Source organism: Nannocystis pusilla (genome assembly GCF_026626665.1).
Classification (GTDB): Bacteria; Myxococcota_A; Polyangia; order Nannocystales; family Nannocystaceae; genus Nannocystis; species Nannocystis pusilla.
This window is the reverse complement of the sequence record NZ_JAPNKE010000002.1, coordinates 2,305,415-2,318,955: the sequence shown is the minus strand read 5'-3', so window position 1 is coordinate 2,318,955 and position 13,541 is coordinate 2,305,415. Positions and strand designations below refer to the sequence as shown.

The 13,541-nt window shown below is 73.0% G+C and carries 5 protein-coding genes and 1 pseudogene; 4 read left to right on the top strand and 2 right to left on the bottom strand.

Annotated features, from left to right (window positions below; translation table 11 throughout):
• From OV079_RS10105 to OV079_RS10090, 4 genes and pseudogenes are all read left to right on the top strand, one after another.
• Positions 1-1,111, top strand: a pseudogene (locus tag OV079_RS10105) (S-(hydroxymethyl)glutathione dehydrogenase/class III alcohol dehydrogenase).
• Between the two features lie 211 nt (positions 1,112-1,322).
• Positions 1,323-5,579 (top strand): serine/threonine-protein kinase, encoded by a 4,257-nt coding sequence (locus OV079_RS10100; RefSeq protein ID WP_267778495.1) that lies wholly within the window; start codon positions 1,323-1,325, stop codon positions 5,577-5,579.
• Positions 5,580-5,689: 110 nt separating this feature from the next.
• Complete coding sequence (locus OV079_RS10095; protein WP_267767819.1) at positions 5,690-6,205, top strand: hypothetical protein; 516 nt, start codon at positions 5,690-5,692, stop codon at positions 6,203-6,205.
• 113 nt (positions 6,206-6,318) lie between these two features.
• Entirely contained in the window at positions 6,319-9,381 is a 3,063-nt protein-coding gene (locus tag OV079_RS10090) for an NAD(P)-binding protein (RefSeq protein ID WP_267767817.1), read from the top strand.
• 138 nt (positions 9,382-9,519) lie between these two features.
• On the opposite strand, the gene OV079_RS10085 is transcribed toward OV079_RS10090, so the two are convergent.
• Both OV079_RS10085 and OV079_RS10080 read right to left on the bottom strand, forming a co-directional pair.
• Entirely contained in the window at positions 9,520-11,151 is a 1,632-nt protein-coding gene (locus tag OV079_RS10085; protein ID WP_267767816.1) for a serine/threonine protein kinase, read from the bottom strand.
• Positions 11,152-11,311: 160 nt separating this feature from the next.
• A complete protein-coding gene (locus OV079_RS10080; protein WP_267767814.1) occupies positions 11,312-13,525 on the bottom strand; it encodes a serine/threonine-protein kinase in 2,214 nt (737 codons plus the stop codon).
• Positions 13,526-13,541 lie beyond the last annotated feature (16 nt).

The window sequence follows — 13,541 nt, the reverse complement described above, 5'->3', positions numbered from 1 at the left end:
GTGAAGGTCAAGGCTGCAGTCGCTCATCGTGCCGGGGCGCCCCTCTCGATCGAGACCGTCGATCTCGAAGGGCCACGCGCCGGCGAAGTTTTGCTCGAGATCAAGGCGACGGGGGTGTGCCACACCGACGCGTTCACCCTGTCCGGCTCCGACCCGGAGGGGCTGTTCCCGACCATCCTCGGCCACGAAGGCGCCGGCGTGGTGGTCGACGTCGGCCCGGGCGTGACCTCGGTGAAGAAGGGCGACCACGCGATCCCGCTCTACACGCCCGAGTGCCGCCAGTGCAAGTTCTGCCTGTCCGAAAGGACCAATTGTGTCAGGCGATCCGCGCGACCCAGGGCCAGGGCCTCATGCCTGACGGCACCAGCCGGTTCTCGATCGACGGCAAGAAGCTGTTCCACTACATGGGCTGCTCGACGTTCGCGAACTACACCGTGTTGCCCGAGATCGCGGTGGCCAAGATCCGCGAGGACGCCCCGTTCGACAAGGTCTGCTACATCGGCTGCGGCGTGACCACCGGCGTCGGCGCGGTCATCAACACCGCCCAGGTGCGCCCGGGCGACAACGTCGTGGTGTTCGGCCTCGGCGGCATCGGCCTCAACGTCATCCAGGGCGCGCGCATGGTCGGCGCCAACATGATCGTCGGCGTCGACCTCAACCCGGGGCGCAAGGCCATCGCCGAGCGCTTCGGCATGACCCACTTCGTCGACGCCAGCCAGGTGCCCCAGAACGAGCTGGTGGCCCACATCGTCAACCTCACCGGGGGCGGCGCCGACTTCTCGTTCGAGTGCGTCGGCAACGTCCACGTCATGCGCCAGGCGCTCGAGTGCTGTCACAAGGGCTGGGGCACCTCGGTGATCATCGGCGTCGCAGGCGCCGGCCAGAGATCAGCACGCGCCCGTTCCAGCTGGTCACCGGCCGCGTCTGGAAGGGCTCGGCGTTCGGCGGCGCCAAGGGCCGCCGCGACGTGCCGAAGATCGTCGACTGGTACATGGACAAGAAGATCAACATCGACGACCTCATCACCCACGTCCTCCCGGTCGAGAAGATCAACGACGCGTTCGACCTCATGCACCACGGCGAGTCGATCCGCACGGTCGTCACCTTCTGAGCCCGGCCGCGACCCCGGCGACGAACGGCCCCCGCGGCCGTTTTTCGCGTTCGAGGGCCGCGCGCGGCACCGACAGCGGCGTCCGCCCGCCGACACGCGCCGCCATGCGCGGCCGTGATCCGGCGCGCGAAGGTGCGTGCGCCCCGAAGTCTCACGGGGTCGGCGCGCCGGGCGAAACTCGCGGACTGCTACACTGCGCGCGCTCGTGCCCATGACGCCGCAGATCTTCGGCCGCTACACCCTGATCCAGCGGATCGGCGAGGGTGGCATGGCCGACGTGTTCCTCGCCGAGGCCGGCGTGGCCGAGGGGCTGAAGAAGCGCGTCGTCATCAAGAAGATCCGCAGCGACGTCGCCGACCAGCCCGAGTTCATGCGGATGTTCGTCGCCGAGGCCGAGGTCGCGCTCGGGCTCAACCACGCCAACATCGTCCAGGTGTTCGACTTCGGCCGCGTCGGCGGGGCCTTCTACCTCGCCATGGAGCTGGTCGAGGGCGTCGACCTGATGCGCATGGTCCGGCTGGTCGGCCAGCGAGGCGAGCGCGTGCCGATCGTCGTCGCCGCGTACATCGCCCACCAGGTCGCCGCCGGCCTCGCCTACGCGCACGCCAAGCGCGACGACTTCGGCCGCCCGCTGGCCATCGTCCACCGCGACATCAGCCCGCACAACATCATGCTGAGCCTCGCCGGCACGGTGAAGATCCTGGACTTCGGGATCGCCCGCACCGCCGCGCGAGCCCGCCGCGACGGCGGCGCCGAGGACAGCACGATCCAGGGCAAGATCGCGTACATGTCGCCCGAGCAGGCCAACGGCTGGCCGCTCGACGCCCGCTCCGACATCTACTCGCTCGGCGTCGTGCTCTACGAGCTGCTGATCGGCGATCTGGTGTTCCGCGACGCCGACCGCATGGCCGCGCTCGAGCAGGTCCGCACGCGCCCGCTGCCGCCGCTGCGCCGCGTCGCCCCCGAGGTGCCGGAGGAGCTGGCGGCGGTGGTCGACCGCGCCCTCGCGCGCGAGCCGAGCGAGCGGTGGGACAGCGCGCGGGCGATGCAGAGCGCGCTGGCGGCGTTCCTTCACCGCGCCGATCCGGTCGTCGACGACGAGGTGCTGTCGGCCTTCGTCGCCGCGCGCGTGCCCGATCCGCTGTACGCCCGCGGCTCCGGCGACGCCGAGGTCACGCGCGAGATCGAGGGCTCGCAGTCGCAGCTGCACGCGCCGGCGCGGCCCGAGGTCCGGCGCGTCGTCTTGCTGAAGGCCGCCCTGGCCCCCGCGCCCGGCGTCGACGCCCCGGCCGAGCCGGCCCGCTTCTACGCGCTCGCCCGCGACATCGCCTACAAGCGCGACGCCCACGTGTGCGAGCTCGGGCCGCGCGGCCTCTTGCTGGTGTTCGGCGCCGTGCTCGACGCCGGCGACGTCGACGAGGCGGCGCTGCGGGCCGCGCTGGCGCTGCGCGAGTCGGCCGGCGAGGCCGCGCCCGGGCACCAGATCGGCGTGGTCCTGGCCGCCGCGCCCTTGCCGATCCGACATGTCCCTTCGGGCATGCCGACGGTCGAGGTCGGGCACGACCTGCGGCGCCACCTGCAGGCGATGGCCGACGGCGTGCTCGACGGGCCGGTGCTGGTCGCGGGCGACCTGGCGGCGCGGCTCGGGGCCGCGTGGCAGTTCGGGCCGCCGCGCGCGATCGAGGTCGCGCGCCCGCGACGGGCGGTCGACCTCACCGGCGGCGTGCTGCCGCCGTGGGCCAGCGCGCTGGCGCAGGCGGTGCCGCTGCTCGGGCCGGCGGTCGCGCCGCGGCTCGTGACCGGCGGCGGCCGCCAGCCGCTGTACGGCCGCGAGCTCGAGCTCAAGCTGCTGCGCGACAACTTCGCCGAGGCGATCCGCACCCGGGTCGCGCGCACCGTGCTGGTCGTCGGCGGGCCCGGGATCGGCAAGCGCGCCCTGCTCGACCGCTTCCTCGCCGCCCTGCCCCGCGGCGGCTGCGTCGTCCTGCGCGCGCGCGGCCAGTGGCGCCGCCGCAACGTCCCGCTCGGGGTGTTCCACGAGATGCTGCGCCAGTTCCTCGACGCCGGCCCGGACACCAGCGCGGCCGACATCGAGTCGCGCCTCGTGAGCGAGCGGGTGATCGGCGCCGGCGAGCTGGCGCAGGCCCTCGCGCGCGCGCTCGGCGTGTCCCCGGGGACAGGTACCATCGCACATGTCCGCCAGGACAGCGAGGCTGCCAGCGATCCGCAGTCGCGGCGCGAGCGCTTGTGGCGGCCGATCCGCCGGCTGATCCGCGCCCTCGCCCAGCGGCGCCCGGTGCTGGTGGTGGTCGAGGACCTGCACCACGTCGACGCCCACAGCGCCGGCCTCTTGCGCGAGTGGCTGCAGGAGCCGCACAGCCTGCCGCTGATGGGCCTCGCCACCGCCCGCCCCGGCCCGCGCGCCGACGAGCTGCGGGCCATGCCGCGGGTCCACACCATCGAGCTGCGCGAGCTCGACGAGCACGCCCGCCGCGAGCTGGTGGTCCGCCGCTTCGACGACCCGGCCGAGGCCGAGGAGCTGGCCGCGGCGATCGTCGCTCGCACCGGCGGCAACCCGTTGTTCATCGAGGAGACCCTGGCCGACCTGCTGCGCCGCGGCGTGATCGGCCCCGGCGACGACGGCCGGCTGTGGCGCGTCCACCAGCGCGGCGCTCGCATCGAGGTCCCGCCGAGCGTCGAGGACGCGCTGCTGGCCCGCCTCGACGCGCTCGACCCCGAGGCGCGCGCGCTGGTCGACGGCGCCGCGGTGCTCGGCCTGACCTTTCGGACAGGCGAACTCGCGGCCCTGCTGGGGCGTCCCCAGGCCGAGCTGGTCGCGCCGCTGGCCGCCCTGGTCGACGCCGGCCTGCTCGAGCGCCCGCCCCAGCCCGCGGGCGCCCCGCCGGCGGCCCGTTTCGCCACCCTCAGCCTCCACGAGGTGGCCCGCACCAACCTGGCCCCGGGGACATGTGAAGCCATGCACGCCCGCTCGGCCGAGCTCAAGGCCGCGCGCGCCGACTACCAGCCCGGCCGCGACGACGGACCTATCGCCGACCACTGGGCCCAGGCGCGCCGGCCCGAGGCGGCGATCGAGCCGGCCCTGCGCGCGGCCCGGTTCGCCCGCGACGTCGCCGGCAACGTCGAGGCCTACTACTACCTGTCGCTGGCGCTGCGGTCGATGCGGCCCGAGGCCGATCCGCGGGCCTGGGACGCGCTGCGCGAGCGCGAGTCGATCTTGGCCGCGTGGGGCCGCCGGCGGGCCCAGGGCGCCGATCTGCGGGCGCTCCTGCGGCTCGCGCTCGGCAACAACGAGCGCGAGGTGTTCGCGCTCGGTCGCCTGCTCCGCTTCTACCTCGACTGCGGGCGCATCCAGCGGGCCGAGCAATTGTTCCCGCGGCTGGCCCGGCAGACCGAGTCGCTGCCCGACGCCGACCCGCACCGCGGCCTGGTCGGCGAGCTCGGCTCGGCGCTGATGCTCGCCCGCGACCGGCCCGAGGAGGCCGAGCGCCTCGCCGCCGCCGGCCTGGCCCACTGCCCGCCCGAGGCCGCGGCCCAGCGCTGCCGCCTCCACGCCGCGCTCGGCCGGGCCCAGCTCGCGCAGGGCCGGCTGGCCGAGGCGGTGGTCAATTCCGAAGCCACGCTCCACCTGGCCCAAAAGACAGGCCTGTTGCGGCTCGAGGGCGAGGCGCTCAACAGCCTCGGCGAGGTCGCCGGCCGCGGCACCCGCTACCAGGAGGCGGTCGACTACTTCCGCGCCGCGCTGCAGGTCGACCGCGACCTCGGCGACCGCGCCGCGACCGGCACCAAGCTGGCCAACCTCGGCATCGTCTACACCGCGATCGGCCTCTACCGCCGCGCCGAACGCTACCTCCGCAAGGCGCTCGAGCTGCACGAGGCGATCGGCCACCCCGGCCTGCTCGTCGAGGTCGTGGTCAACCTCGGCGAGGTCTCGGCCGAGCACGGCGACGTCCAGGCCGCGCGCGCGCTGCTGCTGCACGCCGCCGACATGGCCGCGGCCCGCGGCGACGCCCGCACCGAGCTGCGAGCCCGCGCCCGCCTGGCCCGCGCCCTGCTCGACGGCAGCCCCGACGACCTCGACGAGGCCCGCGCCCTCGCCGAGGACGTGCTGACCCGCGCCCGCGGGCTCGGCCTGCGCACCGCCACCTGTCGCGCGCTACATGTCCTTTCGCGCCTGTCCGAACAAGCAGGTGATTCGGCGACCGCGCGCAGGCTCGAGGAAGAGGCGGTCGAGCTGGTCCGCGTCGGCGCGGCGCCGATCGACGGGGTGCTGTCGATCCACCACCTCGGCCGCCTGCTCGCCGACGTCCGCCCGGCCGAGTCGGCCGCGCTGCTGGCCGACGCCGCCGCTGCCGTGCGCGCCCGCCTCGAGGGCCTGCGCGACGAGGACCTGCGCCGCGGCTACCTGGCCCAGGCCAAGGTCCGCGAGATCCTCGGCGAGGCCGAGTAGGTACCTCCTTCGCAACGGCGCCGCCAGGCGATCGCAGGCCCTCGCGCTCACGACGGGACCGCGTCGTTCTCTGCACCCGGCCGCGACCGACCCGACTATCCTCGAGCCGCGTGATGCGGCCCGCCGACCTCCTCGAGCACGCCGGCTTCTGGCGGGCGCACTACTCGTTCTGTCTGTCTCCCGCGGCCCTGGACGCGCTGTTCGCAGGCGTCGAGCGAGACACGCCGCTCGAGCGGACGCCCTTCTATCTCGCGCTGTTCGGCCTGGCGAAGCAGGCCGCCGCGCTGCGGTCGAAAGAGATCCGCGCAGCCGGGAGCGTCGATGCGGCGATCCAGCACGCGCTCGCAGCCGACCCGATGTGTGCGCTCTGGCCGGAGATGGGCGACGCGATTCGGGCCGATTACCGCGCCGCCGAGGCCCGCGCCGCCGCGGCGCACGCGATGGTCTGCGAGCGCGCTGCCCGGAACTCCACCTGTCCGTTCGGGCAGATTGGAACCCGCCTCGCGCGCTGCGCCACACTCTCGGGCCGGACCGCTGGTCATGTCGAAGGATGGCGCGAGGTCGAACACGATCGATCCATGCTCCCCAGCTCTGTGCCGACGCCGAACTTTCGCTCGCGTCGGTGAAACATCGGCGATGCGCGACCGCAGCGACCTCTCCGAGCACGCCGTGCGAGCGGACTTTCCTCGCGTCTCGCCACGATGATCTGTGAGGCCGCGCCGCACCGCTGACTTCGGCGATGGTTATTTCACTTAGCAAGCCCGAGCGGATCGTGGTCGTCGGCGGCGGCATGGCTGCGCTCACCACCGTCTTCGAGTTGACCTCGCGCCCCGACTGGCGCGAGCGGTACGACATCACCGTCTATCAAATGGGCCACCGGCTCGGCGGCAAGGGAGCCAGCGGGCGCAATCAGAGGCGCTTCGATCGCATCGAGGAGCACGGCCTCCACCTCTTCTACGGCTTCTACGACAACGCCTTCTCGGTCCTGCGCCGCTGTTACGAGGAGCTCGATCGGCCCGAGGGCGCCCCGCTGCGCACCCTCGAGGACGCGTTCCATCCCCACTCTCTGGTCGTGTTCGAGGAGCAGCGCGGCGGACAGTGGCAGCACCAGCCGCTGCTGTTCCCGCGCAACGAGGAGCGGCCGGGTCTCGGCGCCGCCACGCCCACGCCGGCGGAGCTCATCCCGAAGATGCTGACCTTCCTCCTCGACCTGTTCGACGAGCAGCCGCTGCTGAAGAACCCCGCGGCCACGCGCAGCGATCGCGCCGCCCTGCGGCTGTTGCGACGCGGCGTCGCCGGCCTGCTCGGCGAGCTCGGCGAGTTCCTCCAGCGCCCCGGCGACGGCCTGCTGGTCGTCCGCCGCGAGGCCGTGCTCGGCCGCCTGCTCGCCTTCTCGCGCTGGACCTGGCGCCTGTGTGCGCCGCTGCTGGGGCGCCGCCCCGACCTGCGCGTCGCCTGGACCGCCGTCGACGTCACCCTGGCGATGATCCGCGGCATGATCGCCGACCGCCTGGTCGAAGAGACAGCCGTCGACTGGCTCCGCCTCGACCACGAGGACTTCCGCGCCTGGCTGCGTCGTCACGGCGCCAGCGACGAGGCGGTCGCCGCCTCCACGGTCGCGGGTGTCTACGCCGGCGCGTACATGGCCGACCAGGAGATCGGCGCCGGCACGGCCCTGCACTGGACGCTGCGCATGCTCTACACCTACCGCGGCGCGCTCTTCTACAAGATGCAGGCCGGCATGGGCGACGTCGTGTTCGCGCCGCTCTACCTGGTCCTGCGCGCGCGCGGGGTCAAGTTCCGCTTCTTCCACCGCGCCGACGCGCTGCACCTGTCGGCCGATCGCAGCCGCGTCGACGAGGTCGTGTTCGGGCGCCCGATCGCGGTCGCGGGCGACCGCGAGTACGAGCCGCTCTACGACGTGAAGGGCCTGCCCTGCTGGCCGAGCGAGCCGCTCTACGATCAGCTCGAGAACGGCGACGCGCTCGCGCGCAGCGGCGAGAACCTCGAGGACTGGGGCACGCAGTGGCCCGACGCGCAGGAGCCCCTGGTGCTCCAGGCCGGCCGCGACTTCGACCGCGTGCTGCTCGGCATCGGCCTCGGCGCGGTGCCGGCCCTGTGCGCCGAGATGATCGCCGACCCGAACAACCCGCGCTTCGCCGCGATGGTGCGCGCGGTCAAGACCACCCACACCGCATCGGCGCAGCTGTGGTTCCGCGGCGACCTGGCCTCGACCGGCTGGCATGCCGCCGCCGGTCGTGATCCCCTACGCCATGCCGCTCGACACCTGGGCCGACATGAGCCACCTCTTGCCGCGCGAGAGCTTCCCGGGACATGTCCTTGCGGGCAGCTGCGCCTACCTCACCGCCGCGATGGACGACAACGAGGAGCCGCCGGTCCGCCGCGAGGACGCCGACGGCTACTGCGCGCGTCAGACCAACCGGATCCGGACGCTCGTCGAACAGCACCTCCGGACCCGCAGCGCGCACCTGTGGCCGGCCGCGCAGAAGCCCGGCGGCGGCCTCGATCACCGCCGCCTCGTCAGCACCGACGCCGGCGTCGACCCGCTCGACTGGCAGCACTTCAGCCCGTGCCTCAACCCGTCCGACCGCTACGTGCGATCGATCTGCGGCAGCACCTTCCACCGCCTCGACGCCGGCGCCTCCGGCTACGACAACCTGGTCCTGTGCGGCGACTGGACCATGAACCCGATGAACCTCGGCTGCGTCGAGGGCGCGACGATGTCGGGCATCCGCGCGGCCCAGGTCATCAGCGGCGAGGCGTTCGCGCTGCACGACGACTGGCTGGCCGCGCGGCGCCCGGCCCTGCGCCCACCCCCGTGCGCGAGCGGCCGCGCTACATCCAGCGCGCGCTCAACGAGTCGACCTCGCCGCCGTACGAGGCGCGGGCCACCGCCATGTACGCCGCCGTCCTCGCCGCCGATCCCGAGCGCCTCGCCGATCTGTGCGAGCGCCACCTCGGCCTCAACCCCGAGCGCTGCTACCTCCCGCTCGGCCCCTCGGCGGTGTTCTACGCCCAGCACAACCACGCGCTGTCGGCCGTCGACGCCCCCGGCGTGGTGCCGGAGCGCGACTTCGGCTTCCTCGTCCCGGTCGCGGTGTGCGAGCGGCGGGCCGGCAAGCTGAGACCCGTCGGCGTCGCCGTGTACATGCCGTACCTCTGGGTCGACCTCGGCGCGGCGCTCCTCGGCGGGCGTGAGGTCCTCGGCTTCCCCAAAGGCCAGGCGACCCTCGGCTTCCCGACCGCCCCGACCGGCGCCGTCGAGCTGCGCGTCGACACCTGGATGCCGCCCGCGACCGGCCAAAGCGGCGCCTGGCGCGAGGAGCGGCTGATCGACGCCCGCCTCGACGGCAGCGCGAGGAGCCGCGTCCGCTCGCTCGCCGACGCCCTCCGCTCCGGCTTCGACCCCGCGTGGCTGGCCAGCCGCGGCGTCGACCTGGCCGGCCAGCTCCGCCTGCTGCGCGCGCTCACCCTGACCCTTCGGACAGGCGGCCTGCGCATGGTGTTCCTCAAGCAGTACCGCGACGCCGCCGCCTGCGACCGCGCCTGCTACCAGGCGATCGTCGAGGCCCCCTGCACCCGCGCCGGCGCCCCGCGGGTGGCCGCGCAGCTGCCCGGAGCGCTGCAGCTCCGGATCTTGCGCCGCTCCGGCCTGCTCGGCGAGCTCGGCCTGCGCCCCGAGGGCGGCGACCCCGAGCGCGCTCGCGTGCCCGCCCTGGCGACCTTCTACACCGAGCTCGACTTCACGATCGGCGCCGCCGACGTGGTGTGGGCCGCCTGACATGGCACGAAGGGCATGTCTTAATAGACATGCCCTTCACGACAGGTCCCAAGGAGCATGTCTCTGCCGACATGCCCGAGACGACAGCAGCCGCTCGCCTGTCCTTTCGAGCATGCCCTCTCGGACACGCCCGCCGCTCTAGCCGCCCATCTTTTTGAACGGATCCTTGAGGCCGAACTTGGTCCCGCTGCCCGGGTTCTCGGGCGGCGGCGTCTCGACCGGCGGCTTCTTGCCGTCGGCGGGATCTTTCGGCGGCTTGCTGGTCTTGACCACGTTCGGCTTCTTGGCCTTGGCCTTCAGCGTGTACTCGAACCGCTGGCCCTCCGTCGGGTCCTTGACCTCGACGAGCAGGTCTTCGTGCTGGGCCGCGCGCAGCAGCAGCTTGTGCGGGCCGGCGCCGGCGAGGGCCACGCCCACGTCGCCGCTCATCCCCAGGCGCTGCGTCCCCGCGGCGTCGAACACCTCCGCGGGCGTGTTGGTGGCCACGACCACGCGCACGGGCGCGGGCGCGGCCGGCGGGTCGGGCGGCTTGACCGGCGGCGCGTCGACCTTCGTCGGCGTCTCGACCGGCGGCGGCGCGGCGACCACGACCTGCTGGGTCGGCTGCGGCGTGTCCTTCGGGGCAGGTTGCTCCGTCGCCTCCGCGGCCCCCAGGCCGTACAGCGCCACGGCGCTGCCGCCGAGCATCGCCGCGACCGCCAGGGCCACGCCGAACACCCCGCCGCGGCGGCGCGCCGGCGTCTCGACGGTGGGCAGCGTGATCGGAGCGGTGCGCGGGCGGAACTGCGTCGGCCCGGTGTTGGGCCGGCTGACGCGGTTGGGCACCACCACGACCGGGGCGGCGTCGGTGCCCACGTCCTGGATCGCCTCCATCAGCTCGCGCAGGCTCTGGAACCGCAGCCCGCGATCCTTCTGCATCGCCTTGAGGATCAGCGCCTCGACCTCGGGCAAGATCCCGGCCTCGGGCGCCGCCTCGCTGGGCGCCGGCGGATCCTCGAACATGTGCTTCGTCAGGATCCCCATGAAGTTGTCGGCCGTGAAGGGCACCTTCCCGGTCACGAGCTCGTAGAGGATCACGCCGACCGCGTACACGTCGGCGCGGTGATCGACGCGCTCGCCCTGGGCCTGCTCCGGGGACATGTACGTCGGCGTGCCGAAGATCATCCCCGTGCTGGTGAGGCGCCCGGAGCTGCCGTCTTCGCCGGTCAGCTTGGCGATGCCGAAGTCGAGCACCTTGATGAAGTCGGGGTTGCCGCTCCGCTCGATGCGAAAGCAGTTCTCCGGCTTCATGTCGCGGTGGACGATGCCCTTGTCGTGCGCCGCCTGCAGCGCGCGGCAGATCTGCATCGTGATGCCGGCGACCCGCGACCACGGCAGCGGCGCCGAGCGCTTGATCGTCTCGGACAGATCCTCGCCGACCAGCATCTCCATCACGAAGAACACCGAGCCGGTCGGCGTCGCGCCGAAGTCGGTGATCTCGACGACGTTCTCGTGGCCGATCATCGAGGCGGCGCGGGCCTCCTGCAGGAAGCGCTCGACCAGCTCGCCGCGGTGCGCGAACTCGGGGTTCAGGATCTTGATCGCGCAGCGCTTCTTGATCGTGACGTGCTCGGCCTCGTAGACGGTGCCCATGCCGCCGACGCCGAGCTTGCGCAGCAGGCAATAGCGATCGAGGAGCAGCGTGCCGGTGAGGTCGGGCGCGGCCGGGATCACCGGCAGCGAGACATCGAGGGGCGGATCGACCTGGGCCCTGGGCGGCGAGGTGACCAATGGGCTGTCCTCAGAGACAGCTTCCGAACTCGCCCTGCCGTAGATCAACGTCGCCGCCTGGTTTGACACGTCCGCAATGCTCCGGCTGCCCGCGTGCTTACCACCTTACTGGCCGGTCCGGGTACTGGGCCATTCGCCCCCGGACCTCACGATCGACCCGTCACTTCTTCTTGGGAAACGGGTTCTTCAGCTCGCCGATGTCGCTCTCTTCGGCTTCCGGCTCCGGCGACTTTTGCTCCGCCGACTTTTGCTCCGGTAGCTGCGCCGGGGTGGTCTCCGTCGCCGGGGTCTTGGACGGCAGCGGCGGCTTGGCATTCCCCTTCGGCGTCTTCGTGCCCGTCTTTGCATCGGCGGGCGCGGGCGTTGGCGCTGGCGCTGCCGGCGTCGTTGTCGGCGAGGTGTCCACGACCGCGGGGACCGGCTCCACGGGCGGGCTCGGCGGCGGCGCCGGAGGCGGCAGGGGTCGCATGACCACGCGCACCTTCTCGTGAGACTTGCCCGGTGCGACCTCGGTCGCCGTGTCCTGGTGATCTGCGAGGCGAAACACGTATCGGCGGAGCGGCCCCTGGGGATCGACCGCGAACACGAACGGCGTCACCCCGAGCTCCTCGACCCCGTCGCGCAGCACCTTGGCCCCCGGCGGATCCGACTCGAAGGTCAGGTTGACCCGCTCCGGCGGCAGCGGCAGCACGGCCGGCGCCGTCACGGCGGGCTGCGCAGCTTGAGGCTTGCGGTAGTACTGCTTGTAGAGCGTCACCGTGAGCGCGGCGCCGATGCTCGCCGCGGCCGCGACGATGAGCAGCGTCGGCGGCCCGCCGTTCGCCGCTCGGGGCGCAGGCATGAGGCCGGTGATCGGCGGGCGCCCTGGGATCTCGCCGGTCTGCGCCCTCGTCGGCGGCGCGGCGATCCGCTCGACGTGCGTCCCGTGCTGGACGATCACGCTGGGCCGCCGCTCGATCCGCCCCGACGGCGACACCGCCCGGGTCGTCGCCGCGTCGCCCAGCTCGTCGGAGTCCGGCGCCGCGGGCGGCACCGGCGTCTCGCCGCGAGCCGTCGTCTGCACGTTGCCCTCGGCCACGCCCCACGATCCGAGCGTCACCGTCGGCCGGCGTCCGCGGCCCGCGTTGGGCGCCGCGTCGAGCTCGGCCGCCGCCTTCAGCAAGCTCAGCGCCTCGGCCGCGGTCTGCGGCCGCTCGTCGCGGTTCTTCGCCAGCAGCAGGCGGATCAGCCGCTCGATGTTCGGCACGTCCGGCGCCTGCGGCTCGACCTCTCGCAGCCCCGGCGGCGTGTCGAAGATCTGCGCCGACAACACCATCGCCACGGTCGCCAGCTTGAACGGCACGCGCCCGGCCAGCATCTCGAACAGGATCACGCCGAACGCGTAGAGGTCGGAGCGCTCGTCGGCGTCCTGGCCCTGCGCCTGCTCGGGCGACATGTACGCCGGCGTGCCGATCAGCGCCCCGTTGGCGGTGAGCCGCGTCTTCTTGTCGCGCACGCGGGCGATGCCGAAGTCGAGGATCTTGATCTGCAGCCCGCCGTCGGGCCCGTCGCACAGGAAGATGTTCTCGCTCTTGAGATCGCGGTGGATGATCTTGCCGGCGTGCGCCGCCTGCAGCCCGGCCAGGATCTGCGCCGCGATCTCGAGCGCCAGCTGCGGCTCGAGCCGACCGCCGCGATCGATGCGGGCCGCCAGCGTCTCGCCGGTCAGGAACTCCATCGCGTAGTACGCGGTGCCGCCCGGGATCTGGCCGTAGTCGCTGATGTCGACGATGTTCGGGTGCTTGACCCGCGACGCCACCTGCGCCTCGAGCAAGAAGCGCTTGATGATGTCGGCCTGCGTCGCGTGCTCCTGGCGCAGCAGCTTGATCGCCAGCGGCTTGTCGATGATGACGTGGCGCGCCTTGTAGACCACGCCCATGCCGCCGAACCCGATCGGCTCCTCGATGCGATAGCGCTGGTCGAGCACGCGACCGACCAGCGCCTCCTCGGGCGGCGCCGCCTTGAGCGCCTCGCTCTTCGGCCGCGACAGCCCGCCCGCCGGGAAGAACGCCCCGTTCGGCAGCGACTGCTCGACCGGCACCGCCGCGGCCGACGGCGCCTGCATCAATGCGGCGCCGCCATTGCTGGCCTTTGGGACCTGCCCCTGAGGACCTGGCCCAACGGGCGGGCGCAACGCGAGCACGGTGCGGGCGGGTGAGCGCGAGTCCGCCACCTGGACCGCAGCCTCTGCCACCGGGCTCTCGGACGCACGCGCCGGGACCCGCCAGTCCTGGTTCGTGCGCCCGCTCGATTCCTCGGCCAGCGGGTTGCCGTCCATCGGGCAAAAGCCTTGAGACACGGGGTACTCCGTGCCGCAGACCGGGCAGCGCTTCATGTCCGGCCCAGCCTAA